Source organism: Chryseobacterium binzhouense (assembly GCF_007474545.1).
Lineage (GTDB): Bacteria > Bacteroidota > Bacteroidia > Flavobacteriales > Weeksellaceae > Chryseobacterium > Chryseobacterium binzhouense.
Genome location: NZ_VKOG01000004.1, coordinates 399,288 through 419,844, shown reverse-complemented (window position 1 = coordinate 419,844; position 20,557 = coordinate 399,288). Strand labels below are relative to the sequence as shown.

19 protein-coding genes and 1 tRNA gene are annotated in these 20,557 nt (G+C 34.2%); 12 read left to right on the top strand and 8 right to left on the bottom strand.

What is annotated here, in order from left to right; all coding sequences use genetic code 11:
* Nucleotides 1-245: 245 nt before the first annotated feature.
* Together FNE73_RS12770 and FNE73_RS12765 are read right to left on the bottom strand one after the other, a co-directional pair.
* Nucleotides 246-1,406, bottom strand: a complete 1,161-nt coding sequence (locus tag FNE73_RS12770; RefSeq protein ID WP_143884957.1) for a GlmU family protein — start codon at nt 1,404-1,406, stop codon at nt 246-248.
* 179 nt (nt 1,407-1,585) lie between these two features.
* On the bottom strand, nt 1,586-1,837 hold the full coding sequence (locus tag FNE73_RS12765) for a type B 50S ribosomal protein L31 (protein WP_089745156.1): 252 nt from the start codon (nt 1,835-1,837) through the stop codon (nt 1,586-1,588).
* Between the two features lie 264 nt (nt 1,838-2,101).
* Here FNE73_RS12765 and FNE73_RS12760 point away from each other — a divergent pair, with 264 nt between their 5' ends.
* The 6 genes from FNE73_RS12760 to FNE73_RS12735 all read left to right on the top strand — a co-directional run bounded on the left by FNE73_RS12760 (nt 2,102) and on the right by FNE73_RS12735 (nt 8,416).
* Nucleotides 2,102-3,517 carry a hypothetical protein gene (locus FNE73_RS12760; RefSeq protein WP_143884956.1) on the top strand — a complete coding sequence of 472 codons (1,416 nt, stop codon included), beginning with the start codon at nt 2,102-2,104 and terminating at the stop codon, nt 3,515-3,517.
* A 46-nt stretch (nt 3,518-3,563) separates the two neighbouring features.
* Entirely contained in the window at nt 3,564-3,890 is a 327-nt protein-coding gene (locus tag FNE73_RS12755) for a nucleotide pyrophosphohydrolase (RefSeq protein WP_143884955.1), read from the top strand.
* 59 nt (nt 3,891-3,949) lie between these two features.
* Nucleotides 3,950-5,176: a 3-phosphoshikimate 1-carboxyvinyltransferase gene (locus tag FNE73_RS12750; protein ID WP_143884954.1), complete on the top strand. Its 1,227-nt coding sequence runs from the start codon at nt 3,950-3,952 to the stop codon at nt 5,174-5,176.
* Between the two features lie 39 nt (nt 5,177-5,215).
* Nucleotides 5,216-5,794 carry a Uma2 family endonuclease gene (locus FNE73_RS12745; RefSeq protein WP_143884953.1) on the top strand — a complete coding sequence of 193 codons (579 nt, stop codon included), beginning with the start codon at nt 5,216-5,218 and terminating at the stop codon, nt 5,792-5,794.
* Nucleotides 5,795-5,884: 90 nt separating this feature from the next.
* Nucleotides 5,885-6,679 (top strand): SDR family oxidoreductase, encoded by a 795-nt coding sequence (locus FNE73_RS12740; protein WP_143884952.1) that lies wholly within the window; start codon nt 5,885-5,887, stop codon nt 6,677-6,679.
* Between the two features lie 159 nt (nt 6,680-6,838).
* A complete protein-coding gene (locus FNE73_RS12735) occupies nt 6,839-8,416 on the top strand; it encodes a BamA/TamA family outer membrane protein (protein ID WP_228430068.1) in 1,578 nt (525 codons plus the stop codon).
* A 257-nt stretch (nt 8,417-8,673) separates the two neighbouring features.
* Here the strand turns inward: FNE73_RS12735 and FNE73_RS12730 are convergent.
* Together FNE73_RS12730 and FNE73_RS12725 are read right to left on the bottom strand one after the other, a co-directional pair.
* Nucleotides 8,674-8,745: transfer RNA gene (locus FNE73_RS12730), tRNA-Glu, on the bottom strand.
* Nucleotides 8,746-8,800: 55 nt separating this feature from the next.
* Nucleotides 8,801-10,093 (bottom strand): N-acetylmuramoyl-L-alanine amidase family protein, encoded by a 1,293-nt coding sequence (locus tag FNE73_RS12725; RefSeq protein ID WP_143884950.1) that lies wholly within the window; start codon nt 10,091-10,093, stop codon nt 8,801-8,803.
* A gap of 53 nt (nt 10,094-10,146) precedes the next feature.
* On the opposite strand from FNE73_RS12725, the gene FNE73_RS12720 reads away from it, so the two are divergent.
* From FNE73_RS12720 to FNE73_RS12710, 3 genes are all read left to right on the top strand, one after another.
* Nucleotides 10,147-12,735 (top strand): putative LPS assembly protein LptD, encoded by a 2,589-nt coding sequence (locus FNE73_RS12720; protein WP_143884949.1) that lies wholly within the window; start codon nt 10,147-10,149, stop codon nt 12,733-12,735.
* 194 nt (nt 12,736-12,929) lie between these two features.
* Nucleotides 12,930-13,310 (top strand): RidA family protein, encoded by a 381-nt coding sequence (locus FNE73_RS12715; RefSeq protein WP_143884948.1) that lies wholly within the window; start codon nt 12,930-12,932, stop codon nt 13,308-13,310.
* A 3-nt stretch (nt 13,311-13,313) separates the two neighbouring features.
* The gene (locus FNE73_RS12710; protein ID WP_143884947.1) at nt 13,314-13,763 is read left to right on the top strand and encodes a hypothetical protein; all 450 of its coding nucleotides are present in this window, start codon (nt 13,314-13,316) and stop codon (nt 13,761-13,763) included.
* 67 nt (nt 13,764-13,830) lie between these two features.
* Here the strand turns inward: FNE73_RS12710 and FNE73_RS12705 are convergent, their stop codons facing one another.
* A complete protein-coding gene (locus FNE73_RS12705) occupies nt 13,831-15,357 on the bottom strand; it encodes a trypsin-like peptidase domain-containing protein (protein ID WP_143884946.1) in 1,527 nt (508 codons plus the stop codon).
* Nucleotides 15,358-15,664: 307 nt separating this feature from the next.
* On the opposite strand from FNE73_RS12705, the gene trhO reads away from it, so the two are divergent.
* Both trhO and FNE73_RS12695 read left to right on the top strand, forming a co-directional pair.
* Nucleotides 15,665-17,026: an oxygen-dependent tRNA uridine(34) hydroxylase TrhO gene (gene trhO, locus FNE73_RS12700; RefSeq protein ID WP_143884945.1), complete on the top strand. Its 1,362-nt coding sequence runs from the start codon at nt 15,665-15,667 to the stop codon at nt 17,024-17,026.
* 11 nt (nt 17,027-17,037) lie between these two features.
* A complete protein-coding gene (locus FNE73_RS12695; RefSeq protein ID WP_143884944.1) occupies nt 17,038-17,610 on the top strand; it encodes a 5-formyltetrahydrofolate cyclo-ligase in 573 nt (190 codons plus the stop codon).
* Here the strand turns inward: FNE73_RS12695 and FNE73_RS12690 are convergent.
* Nucleotides 17,562-18,137, bottom strand: a complete 576-nt coding sequence (locus tag FNE73_RS12690) for a hypothetical protein (protein WP_143884943.1) — start codon at nt 18,135-18,137, stop codon at nt 17,562-17,564. The genes FNE73_RS12695 and FNE73_RS12690 overlap by 49 nt on opposite strands.
* Nucleotides 18,121-19,287 (bottom strand): hypothetical protein, encoded by a 1,167-nt coding sequence (locus FNE73_RS12685; protein WP_143884942.1) that lies wholly within the window; start codon nt 19,285-19,287, stop codon nt 18,121-18,123. The genes FNE73_RS12690 and FNE73_RS12685 overlap by 17 nt, the downstream gene beginning before the upstream one ends.
* Before the next feature lie 185 nt (nt 19,288-19,472).
* Between FNE73_RS12685 and FNE73_RS12680 the strand changes: the two genes are divergently transcribed.
* Entirely contained in the window at nt 19,473-19,703 is a 231-nt protein-coding gene (locus tag FNE73_RS12680; protein ID WP_143884941.1) for a hypothetical protein, read from the top strand.
* A gap of 57 nt (nt 19,704-19,760) precedes the next feature.
* Here FNE73_RS12680 and FNE73_RS12675 read toward each other — a convergent pair whose 3' ends face one another.
* Nucleotides 19,761-20,534: a TrmH family RNA methyltransferase gene (locus tag FNE73_RS12675; RefSeq protein ID WP_143884940.1), complete on the bottom strand. Its 774-nt coding sequence runs from the start codon at nt 20,532-20,534 to the stop codon at nt 19,761-19,763.
* Nucleotides 20,535-20,557: the final 23 nt, after the last annotated feature.

Sequence of the window (20,557 nt, the reverse complement as noted above, 5' to 3'; positions counted from 1 at the left end):
TTCTATTAATAAGACAACCGGAATTAACAATTTATTACACTGAAAATAAAAAAACTTCAAAAAATTGAAGTTTTAGTTTATTTTGAATAACGAAATAATTATTACCCATTAAAGCGTTTGAGAATTTTACATATTTTAAGTTAAGCTTCATTTGGAGAAGTCTGTTCGTAATATTTTTAGATGCTTTCTTAAAAAACTTAACCGGTAAAATCATTTTAATGGTTTAGATATCTCTAAATATGGTATTAATAATTCTCAAAAATATGTTTCAAAATGCTTTTGTCTTCGTCTGTTAACGGCATTTTTCTTCTTGCCATTACCTTTTCGGCAACTTCGTAAGCTTTATCAAGTTTGAAACGTTCATCATCTTTGAACCCACCCCAGGAAAAATTTTCAATCAGATTCGGAGGGAAACCTTCTCTGAAAATATTAGAAGCCACCCCAATTACTGTTCCGGTATTCAGCTGGGTATTGATCGCGGTCTTCGAATGGTCTCCCATAATTAAGCCCGCAAACTGCAAACCGGTATCCTGAAAATCTTTGGTTCTATAGTTCCACAATTTTACGTTTCCGTAATTGTTTTTAAGGTTGGAAGAATTCGTATCTGCTCCCAAATTGCACCATTCGCCGATGACAGAATTTCCAACAAAACCATCGTGACCTTTATTGGAATATCCAAAAATAATGATGTTGCTCACTTCGCCACCGACTTTAGAATGCGGACCAACCGTTGTTGCACCATAAATTTTTGCTCCTAAATTAAATTTTGAACCTTCACAAAGCGCAATCGGACCACGGAGATTACAGCCTTCCATCACTTCTGCATTTTTTCCGATATAAATTTTTCCGGTTTTGGTATTGATGGTTGAAAATTCAACTTCAGCACCTTCTTCGATGAACAAATCTTCTTTTTTACCTAAAAATCCGTTGGTGGAAGATAATTCCTGCGACGTTTTTCCTTTCGTTAATAATTCGAAATCAAAATCAATGGCTTCTTTATTATAGCTGAAAAGATCGGTCGGCTTTTTAAAAAATATGAGTTTTTCTTTAATATCCGTCATTTTTTCAATCTGGTTTAATGAAAAGCCTTCCATATTAATTTTTGCGGCGACCAACTCATCTTCATACACCAAAGCTTCGCCCTGTTTCAGATTTTTAATTTGTTGAATTACCGTTTCTGTCGGTAAAAAATTAGGAACTAGAAAAAGGCTTTCCTTTTTTTCAGGTTCTCTGAATTTCTGCTGAAGATACAATTCTGTAAACCAGGAGATTTCATCAGAACTTAAAATTTTTTGCCATCTTTCGGAAAAAGTGAGAATTCCGCAGCGCATTTCTGCAACAGGACGGGTAAATGTAAGCGGAAGAAAATCTTCCCAATATTGTGCATCGGAGAATACAAGCTGCATTTTATTGTAGGTTAAAGGTTAGAGGGTGAAAAGTTGATCATTTCTATTCAATAATCAGTTTTAGCTTTAGTTTCTAGCTAAAAGCAAAAATACAAATACTTAAACTAAATTTTCAATCCGGCTACAAAAAAAGTCTCCCGGAAAACCGAAAGACTTTTCAATATTGTAAAATCAAAAAATTACTTAGCGAATTTTTTGTATTTGTTCATGAACTTATCTACTCTACCTGCAGTGTCAACCAATTTAGTTTTTCCTGTGTAGAAAGGGTGAGAAGTAGAAGAGATTTCCATTTTGATCAATGGGTACTCCTGACCTTCAAACTCAATAGTGTCTTTAGTATCTGCTGTAGACTTGCAAAGAAACATTTCGTCGTTACTCATATCTTTGAAAACAACAAGTCTATAATTTTCTGGGTGAATTCCGTTTTTCATGTGTAAACTTTTATAATTTAAAAAATTAAACTTTGCTTTCGAAATAGTAATGGATATTTCTCTGCTAAATTTTAGGTTGCAAAAATACAAATATTTTTATTATATACAAATACTGAGTTAAGATTTTTTTCAGGCATAAGAATATTGAAGTATTTTCGTTAAATTTGAAACTTATATAAATTTAATTAAATGGAGCCGTTGTGACTGCTTAATATTTACATTTTGGCAGTGTTTAAATGACTCATAAACAATAAATATCTACTTATGAAATATAAATCATTACTTTTTTTATCTGTATTGATGTTAATTTTTGCTGTTTCGTGTAATCAGGATGACATCAGTTTCGATGCTCCTTCACAGGAACTTAGATTTTCCAGAGACACTGTTTTTTGTGACACGGTTTATCATCAGGTGAGATCCGAAACCTACGCAGTAAAGGTTTTTAATAATGAAGACAAAGATGTAATGATCCCGAGAATTCATTTGGAAAAAGGTGCGTCATCTTTATACAGAATCAATGTAGACGGAAAGGCAGGGCATGATTTTCAAAATGTTCCTTTGAGAAAAAAAGACAGCATGTATATATATGTAGAAATTGCGCCTCAGGCTACAGGACCAGAAGCAATTGCGGAAGACAGAATTTTGTTTACGACAGGAGTAGGGCAGCAGCATGTTACTTTATTTTCTGTAGTGCAGGATGCCGAATTTTTTATACAGACACCGTCAAACCCTAATGTAATTACCAATCATACCACCTGGACTAACAACAAGGCTAAAATTATCTATGGGGATTTAACGGTTGACCAAAATATCAATTTAAGCATTGAACCGGGAACAAAAGTTTATTTCCATAAAAACAGCGGCATGAAGGTTTCTCAGGGAGCAATTCTCAATATCAACGGAACATTAGATAATCAGGTTATTCTTCGTGGTGACAGAAATGATACGTATTATGACACAATTCCAAGAAACTGGAAGTCTATAAAAATGGAAGAAGGTTCTACGCTCAACATGAACCATGCAAGACTTTTTGGTGGAACTACAGGTCTGGAGATGAAACAAGTAAACGCCAATATCAGAAATTCATTTATTCATACCTTTCAGGAATATGGGATTTATGCGGTAGGCTGTACTGTAAATGCAAATAACCTGGTAATGAATAACTGTGGAGAATCTGCGATTGGGATATTCAAAGGAGGAAATCACTCTTATACTCATGTGACCATAGCAAATTATTCTCAGGTGTTATTCAATCGGAAGAGAATGGGAATTTTTGCAACCAATGAATGGAAAAACGAAAACGGACAAATTGTTTTTGGAGCTCTTCAGAACTTGAATATTCTCAACAGTATTGTGTATTCTGATCAAGGAGATTCGGTGAATTTTGAAGCAATTAACGGGCAGCAGTTTCAATATTTAATTCAAAATTCTTTAATTAAATATTCAGGCTTGTCAGGTGCGGGATTTATGTTTGATAACAATCCAACCAACAGCATTATTCAAAGTTACAAAAATGAGGATCCTAAATTCGTCAATTATTTTGCGGCACAAATGAATCTTCGGGTAAAAAATGATTCACCTGCAAAAAACAAAGGTAATGTGACGATAGCAGGAACAGTTCCTACGGATATTGTAGGTGTTTCAAGAACATCCAATCCAACATTAGGAGCTTATCAATAGATTTTTTAATAAAATTTAATTTAACTTTTACGTCTGTTTTTCAAATATGGAAATTACAAGCCTTCAACAGCAAGTTGATGAATGGATAAAAACTATTGGTGTCCGCTATTTTAACGAACTTACCAATATGGCAATGCTCACCGAAGAAGTGGGGGAAGTGGCAAGAATTATTGCAAGAAGATATGGTGAACAAAGCGAAAAGGAAAGCGATAAAAGCAAAGATTTGGGTGAAGAATTGGCAGATGTTTTATTCGTTACTTTATGTTTAGCCAATCAAACCGGAGTCAATTTACAGGAAGCTTTTGATAACAAAATGAATTTGAAGACTGATCGGGATAAGGATCGTCATCAAAATAACGAAAAATTGAAATAGTGAACAATGATGAATTATAGGTTATAAATATTCAAATCTTTTTTAAATAAGGGGGAACAATGAAGAAGCTAGAAAAATCAAAATTACAAAGAAATCAAACCATACAAATAAGCGGTTCGAAAAGTATTTCGAATCGTTTGTTGATTTTGGAAAGTTTATTTTCAAACATAAAAATCGGAAATTTATCCAATTCTCAGGATACACAATTGCTTAAAAAAGCATTGTCTTCGGAATCTGAAACCATTGATATTCACCATGCAGGAACAGCAATGCGTTTTTTGACTTCCTATTTCTCTATTCAGGAAGGAAAAACAACAATTCTTACCGGATCAGGAAGAATGAAAGAAAGACCCATTAAAAATTTGGTTACCGCCCTGAAAAGTCTTGGTGCAGAAATTGAGTATCTGGAAAATGAAGGCTTTCCGCCTTTGAAAATTATAGGTAAAAAAATAATTCAATCCAAAGTAGACGTTCCTGCCAATATTTCGAGCCAGTTTATTACGTCTCTTTTACTGATTGCCGGAAAACTGGAAAACGGTTTGGAAATTAATTTAGTTGGCGAAGTGACTTCAAGATCCTATATCGAAATGACTTTGGATGTTTTAACCAAATTCGGAATTAAAAACAGCTTCGTTGGAAATACTATTAAAGTAGAATCATTCATCAATAATCATTCATCAACCATCTATTACGAAGTTGAAAGCGATTGGAGTTCGGCCTCTTACTTCTATTCATTTGCAGCCATTGGAAGAGAAACTATTCAATTAAAAAGCTTCAATAAAGAATCAACGCAGGGAGATTCTGCAATTGCAAAAATTTACAAAGATTTTTTTGGAATTAAAACAGCTTTTACAAAAAAAGAACATCAATTAACCATTCAGCCAATTGAAGATTTTCAGTTACCGGAAAAGATTATTTTGGATATGAACAATTGCCCGGATATTGCTCAGACACTTTGCGTAACAGCTTCAGCTTTGAAAATTCCTTTTGAAATTTCAGGTTTGGGAACTCTAAAAGTAAAAGAAACTGACCGTCTTTCAGCGTTACACAACGAATTAAAAAAACTGGGTGTAGAAACTGAAATCTCAGACTCTACAATACAATCACTAAGTTTTAAAAGTCCGCAGGAAAATATTTCTATTAAAACATATCAGGATCATAGAATGGCAATGAGTTTTGCGCCGTTTTGTTTGATTAAAGAGTTGAACATTGAAGATGAAAGTGTTGTAGAAAAATCTTATCCGCTGTTTTGGAAGGATTTGTCTGAACTGCTAACTTTAAAATGATTAAATTTGTTTTATCAGTTTATCAATAAAATTAGACCTATGGAAATTACAAGTCTCAGCCAACTTGATATGAATGCATCTTACACCTATGCAGATTATCTTATGTGGAAACTCAAGGAAAGGGTAGAGCTATTCAGAGGGAAAATTTTGAAAATGAGTCCTGCTCCGTCTCCGATGCATCAAAGAATATCTCAGAAGATAAATCAGGTTCTTTATTCTTATTTTGAAAAAAGTCCCTGTGAATTGTTCTATGCTCCTTTCGATGTACGTTTGCCAAGCAAAACAGGAGAAATTATTACTGTTGTGCAGCCTGATCTGTGTGTAATTTGCGACAGAAGTAAAATTGACGATAAAGGCTGTCTTGGTGCGCCCGATCTGATCGTAGAAATTTTGTCACCCGGAAATTCAAAAAAAGAAATGAATTTAAAATTCAGTTTATATGAAGAATCAGGTGTTTCAGAATATTGGGTGGTAGATCCGAGTGAGAAATTTATTTTGATTTACAGTCTGGAAAATGGTGAGTATATTAGCAGAAAACCTGTTGCGGACGGCGAAATGCTGCAGTCTATCAAATTTAGAGATCTTACATTTTCTACACAGGATTTGTATGAATTTTAATAAAACTTGTTGTCTAATAACAAATAAAAGACTTTGTCAATTTTCTGGCAAAGTTTTATTTTTGAAATCATCTATTTAAAAATTAAAAAATTGAATAAAACCATCATCATCACCGGAACTTCATCAGGAATTGGTTTCGTTTTAGCAGAATATTTTGGAAAAAAAGATCATAAGGTTTATGGCTTAAGCAGGAAATTCACTGAAAGTCAGTATTTCAAGTCAATCCCAACTGATATTACGGATAACGAAGCCGTTCAAAATGCTATTGCAGAAGTTCTAAAAACAGAAACCAAAATTGATGTTCTCATCAACAATGCAGGAATGGGAATGGTAGGAGCTGTGGAAGATTCTTCAAAAGAAGATATTTTAAAATTATTCAATCTTAATCTTATCGGTGCAGTTCAGATGATGAGTGCCGTAATGCCGAAAATGCGTGAAAATAAATTTGGGCAAATCATCAATGTTTCCAGCATCGGAAGTGAGATGGGATTGCCTTTCCGTGGGTTTTATTCAGCTTCAAAATCCGCTCTGGATAAAGTAACTGAAGCGATGCGTTACGAAGTTTATCCTTGGAATATTAATGTTTGTTCCCTTCATTTAGGCGATATTAAAACCAATATTGCAGAAAACAGGGTAAGAACAAAAGTTTCTGAGCCATATAAAAATGTTTTTGACAAAGTATATGCTCTGATGAACTCTCATGTAGGCGATGGAACCGAACCTTTGGAAGTAGCAGAATATGTCGATACACTTTTAAGTAAAAATAAGTGGAAAGCTCATTACTATTTTGGTAAATTCGGACAGAAAATTGGTGTTCCTTTGAAATGGATTCTTCCTCAGGAAACTTATGAAAATCTGATGAAGAAGTACAATAAACTGGCTTAAATTAAGTTATTAAAACAAATTTATTTAGAAAATATTCTAAACCATTAAGATTGTATTTTCTTAAACTTTAAATCAAAGATAATATTGAGAATTTTTAATAATTTAATCTTAAAGGGTTAATAAAAACTTGCATTGAAGTTATTTTTAAACATATTTTTTGTGTTGTTTTGCGTTTTTGTACAAGCGCAGAAGAAACAGTATTTTCTTATAGATACAGAAACTAAGGCTAAAAAAAAAGTGAAAGACTCGCTTTCTGCTGCAAAATTCCTCGATTCTCTTGCGCAAAGCAATTATTTCTTTACCGAGCTGAAAGACGTAAAAATAAAAGGTGACAGCACGGAAATTTACTACGATAAAGGAAAAAACTTTAACGAAACCTATGTTAATCTTTCAGATTCTATTGCGGATAAACTGAAACTGGAAAAAGAGTTTTTTACTAAAAATTTAGATTCCGTTAAAAAGAACATTAACAAAAAATATATAGACGATGGTTTTGCATTCAGCAGAATAAAGTCAAAATTTAAAGGACAGAAAAAAGGCTATCCAATTGTTGAGCTGGATATCAACAAAAATGATAAACGTACCATCGACGGATTTGTGGTAAAAGGTTACACCAGAGTTCCGAAAAGATTCATCAGAAATTTAAATAAAGATTTCAATGGGAAAACATACGATGACAAGAACCTTATTGCCATCAATAAAAACTTTCAAAGTCATCCTTTTGTAAGCCTGGAAAGGCAGCCGCAAACTCTTTTCACCAAAGATTCTACGCAGATTTATCTGTTTATGGAGAAGAAAAAAACCAATACATTTGATGGGGTGATTGGCTTTGGGAATGATAAAACAGACAAGTTTACACTCAACGGAACGCTGAATGTGAATTTCAGAAATATGTTTAATGGTTTTGAAACCGTCAATTTATACTGGCAGCGAAATCCGGATAGAGGTCAGACTTTCGATTTGCAGGCAGATGTTCCGTATTTATTCAGTTCTAATGTGGGATTGAATATGAAAGTCAACATCTTCAGACAGGATTCCACATTTGCCAATGTAAAAGCTTTGCCGGCGTTTTATTATCATATCAACAACAGGCAGAGAATAGGACTTAGAGGGACTTTCGAATCATCAACCATTCTCGATAGCCTTTATATTCAAGGAAAAGATTACAACAAAAAAGGTATTGGGGTTTTCTTTGATATGACAGAACCTTCTGAAATTGATCTTTTTCTTTACAAATCAAAGCTCAATGTAGGATACGATTTCCTCGCTACACGATATACGGTTGATAATATAAAAGCTAATCAGAATCAGTTTTACTTTTTCGGAGAATACAATTATAACATCAATGGCAACCATTTTCTCAATATAAAAGGCGAAGGTGCAATGATGGATTCTAAGATAGACTTTTCTGCCAATGAATTGTATCGTTTCGGAGGCTGGAATTCACTTCGGGGCTTTAATGAAAATTCTCTTGCGGCAGATTTTTTCTATTATGCAGGGGTAGAATACCGTTATCTTATAGGTAATCAGACATTTTTTGATGTTTTTGGTCAGTACGGACAGCTCAACAACAAATCTTTAAATGTAAAACCCAAGCTGTATAGTGTCGGTCTCGGTTTCAACTTCTTTATTCCGTTAGGGTTAATGAGTTTTCAGCTTTCTAACGGGAACGAGTTCGGAAATCCTTTCAAATTCAATGACATCAAAATTCATTGGGGAATTCTCAGTCGTTTCTGATCATGTTTTTTGCATAATTTATTTTTAGGAGCTTTTTCCGGCTATCCGCTCATACTCCTCGCTCGGTCGGCTCCGCTTTGCTCCGCCGCCTCACTGCGGGGTAACCGCTGCTATCCGGGCTAAGAACCGCGACGGAGATTCAATAAAATTAATTCAATAGTAACAGATGTCTCTTTTTTTAAGGAGCAAATCTCTTTAAAACGAAATAGTTTACAAACAAAAAAAGCTCTTTTTAAGAGCTTTTTTGTTGTTATAAGTAGCCTATAGGAGAATCGAACTCCTGTTGCAAGGATGAAAACCTTGAGTCCTGACCACTAGACGAATAGGCCAAATTTTGAGGTTGCAAAAATATTAATAATCTTTGAAACTTCAAAATTTTAGTACCTATTTAAAATTCTTTTGAATGACAGTATTTTTTATGCCTTTGTCTTCCAGATCTTTCTGTAGTTTTACAGCGTCTTCCAAAGTATACACTTTTCCATAAGTGTAATAGAAAATACCGTTAGATTTATCTCTTTCAACATCTTTCAGAGTCTGAAGAATATAAGAGTTTGCGCTTAATTTATCTTTCCCGGCATACACTTCAATATTATAATAACCAGTCACTAGCTTTTGGTTTGGCATAAAACCAACTGCGTATGCATTTTTGAAGCCTGCATCTTTGGCAGTTTTAAGGTTAATATCTTTTACAGAAGCCATATTGGTTACTCCATAGTAATATTTGTAGATTCCGTTTTCTTTAATCGGAAGGATGTAATTCAGGCCACGAAGTTCAGGATCATTCAGATTGTACTTATTCGGAACAGTCATCAGAAGAATTCTGAAATCATTTTTCAAAGGAACTTCTACAGGCTTTTTCGGCTCTGGTTTTTTAGTTATTATTTCTACTCCTGCTTTTCTGTCTTTTGCTTTTTTATAATCTATGATGGCTTTGTAAATATTTTCTGCCACTTCTTCCTGTCCTTTTTCTGAGCTTAGATAAAGCGCATCATCATAATTATTTACAAATCCTGTTTCGATAAGAATGGAAGGCATGGCGCTTCTCCTCAAAATATGAAGGTTTTCCTGTTTTACTCCTCTGGAAAAGCGACCGCTTTTTTCAAAATTGGCTTCTACAAAACTTCCTACAATAAGGCTGTTCTCCAGATATTTGCTTTGCTGTAGTTTTAAGGCGATCAACGATTCAGGAGATGAAGGATCGTAAGAAGCGAAGGTTTCCTTATCTTTTTCATCAAGATAAATTACGTTGTTTTCCTGCTTTGCCACTTCCAGGTTTTCTCTGTTTTGAGCCGGTCCCTGTACAAAAGTTTCAGTTCCTCTTGCGGTAGCAGATCTGCTGGGTGATGAGTTAACATGTACAGAGATAAATAAGTCTGCTTTGCTTCGGTTTGCGGTATTGGTTCGGTCGGTTAATGATGGATACTCATCAATTTTTCGGGTATAGATTACTTTAAAGTCTTTATTTTTCTCAAGCATTGCTCCCAGTTTCAGGACAATTGCAAGCGTTACATTTTTTTCTTCTACCAAACCAATATCAGGATAACTGCGGTTGGCTCCGTGATCGCTTCCTCCGTGTCCTGCATCCAAAACTACTGTGAATTTTTTTTGAGCTAAAATGAATGTTGAGGAAAATATGAGAAGAAATGCTAAAATTATTTTAAAATTTGGTTTGTACATCTTTCAGTTTTAAAAATTATAGTAATTTTGAGCCAAATTATACATAAATAAAATTGGACAAAACCGTCTTCAAAAATATATTACAAATTTTAATTATCCTAATTTTTAACAGTTTTTTATCACAGGAAAATCCTAAAAAAACAGTTAAGGCAACGGTAATTAATGATAGCATCGCCAAAAAAGATACAGTGGTTGCAGCGAAAGAGTCTCTGGAAGATATTTTAGATACCAAAGCAGATGATATTCGCCGAGATGTTCCTAAAAGAATGATTTACCTTAATAAAAATGCACAGGTAAAGTATCAGGATCTGCAGATTGATGCAGATTATATTTCTATTGATGAAGAGCGCAATATCTTCTATGCAAGAGGAAAGCTGGATTCTTTAGGGAAATATACCGAACTGGTAAAAGTCAATCAGGGAGGAAAAGATTATAAAACAGATAATTTTAATTACAATACAAAAACCAAACAGGCAATAGCATATAACGCCAGAACAGAAGAAAGTGAAGGTTTGATTGTTGCTCAGAAAACCAAAAAATACAACGATTCGGTTTTTGTAATGAGAAGAGGGGAATTTACTACCGATACTTATTATATTGATAATAAAGACACCCGACCGGATTATCACCTTTTAGCATCTCACATCAAAATGCAGAAGGGCAAAAACAGTTCTTCCCTCATCACCGGACCTGTACAAATGTATATAGAAGATGTTCCTACTCCGCTGATTATGCCGTTTGCTATTCTGCCTTTTTCAGACAAGCGTTCTGCCGGAATTTTGATTCCGAGTTTCGGGGAAAGAGAAGATGTAGGTTTTTTTCTTAACGGATTAGGATATTATCAGCCCATTGGAGAGCATTTCGATCTCAAAATTCTTGCTGATATTTATACCAAAGGAAGCTGGAACCTGAGACCTGAAATGAATTATCTCAAGAAATACCGTTATACAGGAAATTTTTCTGCAGATATAGGAAGTACGGTAAGAGGAATTAAAGGTTTGGATAACTACAGTAAAACGGGTACTTACAGAATCGCATGGAGACATACACAAGATGCTAAAGCTAATCCTTTCCTCAACTTTTCTGCTTCGGTAGATGTAACGAGTCAGACATTTTATAATAATACGGTTAATAATAACTATATTATGGATCAGAGTGTTCTCAGAACTCAGCAGAACTCTACCCTTACGCTCACCAAAAGATTTCTGAAGCTTCCTGCAACAATTACCGGAACAGCATCATATTCGCAAAATTTTGCAACGGGTCTTTCAGATTTAAGATTACCGCAAATGAATGTAGCAATCAATCAGTTCTATCTTTTTAAATCAAAAACCGGTACAAGAAGCGGCTTGCTGGAAAATATTACCGTGAATACAGGCCTAAATCTTACTAATTTTGTAAGTACAGATGAAGGAGAGCTTTTTACACAGGCGATGTGGGACAAAATGCAGACTGGCTTAAAAAATAATATCGCTTTAGGAACCAATACTACTTTTGCAAAATATTTTACATTTAGCTTAGGAGCAACAATTGATAATGCTTTAACAACCAAAACGCTTACGAAATTTTACGATCCGATACAAAATAAGCAGGTAGATCAGGTTAATAAAAAATTGGCAGGGTACAGTATTTTTTCAACAACGGCAAGTGTTCAGACACAGCTCTACGGACAGGCAAATTTCAAAAAAGGGAATACTATTGAGGCAATCAGACATATGATGACACCGAGTATCGGTTTTACTTATTCTCCTGATTTTGGGGACGAAAAATTTGGTTACTTCAGGAATTATTATGACGCCAACGGAGCGCTTACTCCTTATTCTATTTTTGATAACGGAATTGTAGGAACGCCAACAACCGGAATGGTGGGTGCATTGTCTTACAACATCGGAAACAATATTGAAATGAAAGTGAGATCTAAAAATGATTCTACAGGAATAAAAAAAGTAAAGATCTTTGAGTCATTGAATATAAGTGGTAACTACAATTTTGCAGCAGAATCTCATCCGTGGTCTGTAATTACAGTAAACGGACAATCCTCGTTTTTTGAAAATAAACTGAGCGTGAATACAAGCTTAGCAATTGAGCCGTATAAAATTTTATTTTCTCCAGGCTCAGAAACAGGAATCAGAACTGAGGATTTTGGAAACTTTAGTATTCAGGCATTCAATGTACAGCTTTCTTATCCTTTAAGCAGTGAAATTTTCGGTGAGAAAAAAGAATTTGATAAAGCCTATTCGCAGAAAGGGGAGATCCGAAATGAGAATTATTATTTTGACGATGATAATTATGCTCATTTTGATCAGGCATGGACGTTAAATGTAAATGCCAATTATGCTTACACCAAAACTCTTTCCCGAACTCCTACCAAAATTGCTTCCATCGGATTAGATGGAAGCATGAAGCTAACTCCGTTCTGGAACATTACAGGAAGTACGCACTATGATTTGGTAACCAAAGAATTGGCATATACAAGGATTGGTTTTTCCAGGGATCAAAGAAGTTTTACCATCAATTTTAACTGGGTGCCTTTTGGACAATACAAGGTGTATGATTTTTTTATAGGAATTAAAGCGAATATTTTAAGCGATGCACTGAAATATAAGGACAGAAGTTTCACTCAGCCTAATGCACCTTTCTAAAATCATATTTGGTTTTAGAATATAAACTTTATATTTGCACCCGAAATAAATCTAGGAATATTTATTGCTGTCAAAACTTTGCAATGATATTCTGATTGTCTTAAAATTAGATAATGATCAATAGTAAATGCGTATTTAATTGTAAATTATTTAATTGATTTTTACACAGACGAACTATAAAAAGTAATATCTATATGAAGAAAATTATCAACACAGAAAATGCTCCTGCAGCAATCGGACCTTATTCACAGGCAAATTTAGCCAATGGTGTATTGTATATTTCAGGTCAGATTCCGGTAGATCCGGCAACTGGGAAACTTGTGGAAGGAATTGAAAAAGAAACCCATCAGGTTATGAAAAATCTTGAAGCCATTCTTACAGAAGCAGGAATGACTTTTAAAAACGTGGTAAAAGCGAGTATTTTCCTTAAAAATATGGATGATTTTGCAGTTATGAATGATATTTATGCTTCATATCTTGATGCTGAAAACTTTCCTGCGCGCGAAACGGTACAGGTTTCCTGTCTTCCGAAAAATGTTGATATCGAAATTTCAATGATTGCACATCAGGACTAAATAATGAATTTTTTAAGAAATACATTTGCGGTTTTAATGGGTCTTGCAATTGCTGGTCTCATCATTACTCTTGGTATAAGAGCATTTCCGCAATGGATTACTTTTGAAGCATTTGCTCCTTTTGAGCATTGGGAAAAGTTTCTTGAAAGTATGAAAAACAATGATGCTTTCTTTGGTTTTCTCTTGTTCATATCTGGTTTAGGAACAACGATAGGTGGCGTTGTAACGGCAATTATCGTAAAATATGCCAAAGTAGCCTATGCTATTCTTATTGGCTTTATCATGCTGTTTATAGCCATGCTTGATGTTATTATTTTTCCTTACCATCCTACTTTCTATAAGATTTCGATATTTCTTGTTTTCTTTCCCTTTGCATGGATGGGAGGCAAAATCGTTGAGGTAATTTATGAACGAAAGAAAAAGAGACGAACTGCCCATAAAATAAATCAGTAAATATTCAAAATTATTATAATAAAAAACGCTGCATTTCTGCAGCGTTTTAAGTTTCTTTATAGATTAACTATGGCATTTTAAATCCTTTTGTATAAATTCGTCCATAGTTGTCAACAAATTTTACCTGAACATTACCTTTGTATCCGTCAAGTATTTTTTCAATATCCTTCTGTGAATTTACAGGCTTTCCGTTGATTTCTATGATGATATAATCGTCCACAACTCCAATTTTAGCCATTTCACTTCCTTCAATCACATTTTTAGTTACAACACCGCTGTTCAGACCATATTCAGTTTTAAATCTGTCGTTCAGAGGTTCAAATTCAGCTCCGATTTTTTCAGTAACGCTTAAATCTGCCTTAGTTCTGGTAGATGTTCCTCCTTTTTGATCTTTAAGTGTAACAGTAGTTACATTTTCTTTGCCATTTCTCATATACGTTACCTGTACTTTATCTCCAGGTCTTTTACTTCCTATAAATACAGACAGATCAGCAAAATCCGTAACTACAGCACCATCAATTTTTGTGATAATATCTCCTGTTTTAATTCCAGCATCCTGTGCGCCGCTGTTTTCTGAGAAACCGGTTACGTATACACCAATTCCTGGTTTAAGGTTTGTTTTCTTATCTCGGTTATAAGCAGCTACCAACTGATCATTAGATAAATCAATAGAAGTTACACCCAAAAATCCTCTTTGTACGATTCCGAATTTCTTAATGTCTTCAATAATCTTTCTGGCAAGATTTGCTGGAACGGCAAAACCATATCCCTGATAATAACCGTTTGTTGACGAAATGGCAGAGTTAATTCCAATCAAATCTCCGTTTACATTTACTAAAGCACCTCCTGAATTTCCCGGATTGATCGCTGCATCAGTCTGGATGAAACTCTCAATAGGATTGGTTGCTTTTCCTTGTCCGCCCAAAATCCCAATTCCTCTTCCTTTAGCTGAAATAATTCCTGCGGTTACGGTAGAATTGAGTCCAAGCGGATTTCCTACTGCTAAAACCCATTGCCCGACTTCCACATTGTCTGAATTGGCAAAATTAAGATAAGGCAACCCTTTTTCTTCGATTTTAAGTAAAGAAATATCCGTATTTGGGTCTGTGCCAACTAAAGTGGCAATGTAAGATTTTTTATTACTTAAAACGACTTCAAGTTTGTTGGCTCCTGCAACCACGTGATTATTGGATATGATATAACCATCCGGGGAAATAATTACTCCAGAACCTAATCCCGATGGCATGTTTTCCGGAGCCTGCTGTTGAGGTTTTCTCTGATTTCTGCCTCCACCAAATGGATCTCCGAAGAAAAAATCAAAAATATCTTGTTCAGAAGCTCTGCTTGAAGCTCTGGTCTGATAATTCTTAATCGTAACCACTGCCGGAACAGTAGTTTTGGCTGCTTTTACAAAATCGTCGCCTACAGCGGCAGTATTCATTCCTACAAAAGAAACATTACTTGATTTTGTGAAGTATGATTGGTCAGAAGTATTAGAATCGTGACCAATATATTGTTGTACGCCGACTGTGGTTGCTCCTGAAATCACGCCAACGACAGCAAATGGTAATAGTTTTTTAAATGTACTCTTCATTGTCTTCTTGTTAATTTTATTTTTTATATAAACAAATTTAATGCTAAATAAGTATTCAATTAGTTTTAAGTGTTTCAATTTTAACTAAAATTTAACGACAATTATGCCATTTTACAGTTTAAACCATAATTTTGCGGTGAGTTTAACACTGCTTAAAAAATAATTAAAGACAAAATGTCATCAGTTAAGATGGTGATTGCTGTCAAAAAGTTAAATAACATTTTAAAAATATGCGAAAAAACAGGTTTACTCACTTAAGTTAAAATCTTATCTTTGTAAAAATTTTCTCACTTAAAAAGTTTATAGCATGCAACTGTACAACACTTTAAGCGCAGAAGAAAGAGCCAGACTTATCGACGAAGCCGGACAGGAGCGTCTTACACTATCTTTCTATGCGTACGCCAAAATTGAAAACCCTAAAAAATTTCGTGATGACTTATTTATAGCCTGGAATGCTCTTGATGCATTGGGTCGTATTTATGTTGCACATGAAGGTATTAATGCTCAAATGAGTATTCCTGCTGATCAGTTTGAGGCTTTTCGGGCTACGCTTGAAGAATATGATTTTATGAAAGGCATTCGTCTGAATGTTGCCGTAGAGCAGGATGACCACTCTTTTCTGAAATTAACCATTAAAGTAAGAAATAAAATTGTTGCAGATGGTCTCAATGATGAAACCTTTGATGTTACTAATAAAGGAATCCATTTAAAGGCTAAAGAATTTAACCAGCTTCTGGAAGATCCAAATACTATTGTTGTAGATTTCAGAAATCATTACGAAAGTGAAGTCGGACATTTTGAGGGTGCAATCACTCCTGATGTGGAAAATTTCAGAGAAAGTCTGCCGATCATCAACGAGCAGCTGCAGAATTATAAGGATGACAAAAATCTTCTGATGTATTGTACAGGCGGAATTCGTTGCGAAAAAGCAAGTGCATACTTCAAACATCAGGGTTTTAAGAATGTATACCAGTTGGAAGGCGGTATTATAGAATATACACGTCAGATAAAAGAAGAAGGCATTCCAAGCAAATTTATCGGGAAAAATTTCGTTTTTGACCACAGGTTAGGAGAAAGAATTACCAATGATATTATAGCACAATGTCATCAGTGCGGAAAACCTTGCGACAATCACACCAACTGTGCTAATGACGCATGTCATTTACTTTTCATCCAGTGTGACGAGTGTAAAACAGCGATGGAAAATTGCTGCTCTACAGAATGCCTGGACATTATTCATTTACCGGTTGATGAGCAGAAAAGAATAAGAAAAGGCAGACAGGTCGGGAATAAAGTTTTCAGAAAAGGGAAATCTGATGCATTATTATTTAAAAAGTCAGGAAATTTACCAGATCAGCCTTTAGCAAAAGCAGAAACTATAGATATTCGTCAGAAAATCAAAGTTAAAAAAGTTCTTATTGGTAAATCTGAACATTATTTTAAAAATGCTAAAGTGGCTCAGTTTATCATCAGTAATAAAGATCTTTCATTAGGTGATAAAGTTTTGATAAGTGGTCCTACAACCGGAGAACAAGAAGTTACCATCACTAATTTATTTGTAAATGGTATGCCTTCCGAAACAGCTAAAAAAGGTGATCAGATTACATTTGAAGTTCCTTTCAGAACCAGATTGTCTGATAAACTTTATAAAATTATTCAACCCGCTTAATCTGTGAGGCAATGCTTAAAGCTGATCTCAGAAAAAAATATTTAGTAAAAAGAGAAACCTTGTCAGATGATGAGGTTTTCTTGTTATCCGAGAAAATTTTCAGCCATTTTACCGAATATTTTCAACCCGTAAGCGGAAATAAAATACACTTGTTTATTCCTATTGATAAATTTAGAGAAATAAGAACCGAAATTTTTATTCAGTATTGCTTTAGAAATAACATTCGGGTTTTTGTTCCGAAAGTAATAGGAAAAAACCTGATTTCTGTTGAAATATTTGAAAATACTGTTTTCAGCACGAATGATTGGGGAATATCTGAACCAGTTTCTGATCTTGATTCCGGTGTTCTTGATTTTGATTTTATCGTTACGCCTTTACTGTACTGCGACTCTGAAGGAAATAGAGTGGGGTATGGAAAAGGTTTCTACGATCAATTTTTTGAAAATATTCTCGCCAAAACCAAAAAAATCGGAGTTAATTATTTTAACCCCGATGAAAATATTGATGATGTTCGCAATAATGATATTCCGTTAGATTATTTGGTTACCCCTACTGCTGTACTGTCTTTTTTTGGCGAAAAATAAAAGTTGGTAAAATAAAACTTGAATTCTTTTTTAAACTGGATTTCTTTTGAAACTAAAGTGTACTGTGCATTTTTTTCAAAGACTCCAATAGATTGATTTTTACTGTCAAAATATTCTACATTGAATTTTGCAAGATTCAGGGTGTCGTTATTGTTGATTTCCTTATATACATTAATATTGTTAACCATTGCTTTCTTCACTTTAAGGCTCTCCAGTTCCTTGAAGAGGTTTTTGAAAGTGAGAGAATCCGGTTTTTGAAAATATTTTTCTATCTGAGAATAGATAGCAGTATCTATTTCCGTATTTCTGTTTCCGGACAAATATAAAGTCGAAAGATCAAGCACTTCCTGAATTTTTTGCTGTGTAATGGTATTGATAGCCTGTGCGCTGTCCATTTGTACGGTTTTATTGTTGGTATTTCTCAGTTTTTGAAGATCGCTTACCGGTTCTGTTTCCTTTTTTACACAAGAGATTACAGCTAAGCTAATGATTATACTGAGAAACAAAATTTTACTGATTGTTTTCATTGGCAGAAATTTTAAATTTTATCGAAACAATTTTTCCTTTATCTTTTTTCATTTCAATCAACTTCAGATTCTTCAGTGAAGTTGTAGGAGTGGTTACCAGAGTGATGTACTTTTGTTTATCCAAAGTTTCAATTCCATAGATGTCACTATCGTAGATCTGAGTAATTATCGCATCATTGCTTATACGGCTTTCGAGCTGTTTTCGTTTTTGCTTAATCAGCTCTTCTGTGTTGGCTCCCTGAATATCTTTTATGGAAAAATAATACACTGCCATTTTATAATCATCAGGTTTCAGAGCAATGGTTTCATTTTCAGGTGCGTTTTCCAGATTTCTGTTAATTTCCAAATTCTCATAAACCGTAGAGCTGATCTGCATTTTCAGCGTTTTGTCTTTGGAAGGATATACAAAACATTCTCCCGGCTTAATACGGTAGAAAATAGGAGATTCATTTTCTTTAATTACTTTAATTTCAATATCGCGTTGCACGCTTAGGTTTCTGTCCGCATCAGTAAAGCAATAGGTGTACGTTTTTTGAAACAATTCATCTTTGAAACCTAAAAGTCCCAATAATATAACAAATACAGAACTTACTGCTATCCAAACTGCTTTTTGATATGATTTTTTCTGTGGCTTTATATCTGTTTCTGATAGTGTAGTTTTTTTATTTGAAATTTCTTCAATTAATTCATTTTCAGTATTGTTTTTTTGTAAAACAGTATTTTCAGGTATTATGATTGGAGTCGTTTGAGGTAGATTTTCACTTTTAGGTAATTCTGTAAGAGCAGAAATCGTTTTTTCAAGATCATTCAATTCTTCTTCACTCAAATCGCTGTCTTCAGTAAGCACTTCGTTGGCAAAGAGATGCTTCTTTTTAAATTCATACCAAGAGCTGTAACCCGCATAAATACTCAATAAATTAAGCATATCAATACGTGGTAACTTTGTAACGGGAGAAGATTTAAAATAGGTGTAAAAAGATTTCTCACTGATGTTTCCTTTCGCCTTTTTTCTAAGGTCTTCCTGAAAATAAATGATATCAATCCCTTTCCACTTAGAAATTTCATCATAAGATGGAGAGTGATCTTTTAAATATTGAGCCTGAACATCTTTTTTAAGCTGTTCAAAATGTAAAAGTTCTAAATCAGTCACTTTATTCAAAAGTAGTTAAAATATTGATTTTCAGTAATAATAAATTGTAAAACTGTTTTACAAAGGTATTACAATTAATTTTCATACACAAACTTTCTATCTGCTATACCTTTGTCATGTTCAAATAACAGAACAGAAAGAAAGATTTTAAAAAACAATATTAACAAAATTAAATTTAATTGATTATGAAAAAGTCATTATTCGTAGCTGCTATCGCTGCAATCTCTTTAGTTGCTTGTAAAAAAGGTGAATCTACTGAAACTAACAAAGATTCTATCGAAGCTGGTGCTGATTCAATCCAAAACAATATGGATTCAGCTGCTAACGCTCAGAAAGATTCTATCGATGCTGCAACTAACATGAAGAAAGACAGCGTTGAGGTTAAAACTGATTCTGCTAAAGCTGCAGTAAAGTAATTAACTACGACTTACAATAAAAGAACCGTTTCGCTCAGCGAGACGGTTTTTTCTTTATCATAACTGAGATTTTTTCTGTTTTAAACTTTCATAACAGGTAATTGCAACGGCATTGCTCAGGTTTAAAGAATCTATACTTCCCGTCATTGGAATCAAGCTATTTTTTCCTTTTCCGATCCAGAAATTGCTTAATCCTGAATGTTCTGTTCCGAATAAAACTGCAGATTTCTGCCTGAAATCTCTTTTATAAATATCTTCTGCAGACTCATCCATAATGGTGGTGTAAATGTTGAATCTGTTTTCTTGTAAGAATTCAAATACTGCGGTATTTTCTGCCTGAAAGATTTCCATTCCAAAAAGACAGCCTACGCTGGAACGGATTACATTTGGATTGTAAAAATCGGTTTTCCCGTCTGCAACAATCAAAGCATCAATACCAAAAGCTTCACAGCTGCGTAAAATGGCTCCTAAATTTCCAGGCTTTTCCACTCCTTCTACAACGATGATTGTAGAATCATCTTTAGGCTTAAATGAATATAAATCTGCTTCTTTTGTTTTGTAAATGCCAATAATTCCTTCGGAAGTTCCGCGATAGGCAATTTTTTCATACACTTTATCGCTTACCAGATGAACTTTCCCTTTCGGAAGTTCTTTCCGGAAAATGTTTTCACAAATAAAAAATTCTACCGGTTCAAAATTATATTTTTGAGCTCTTTCGTTTTCCTGTTGCCCTTCAACTACGAAAATACCCGATTTTTTTCTAAATCGGTTGTCCGTTAAAAGCTTGGTAATATTCTTTATTTTTTCGTTTTGGAAACTTTCTATTTGCATTGCGCAAAATTATGCAAAATTTC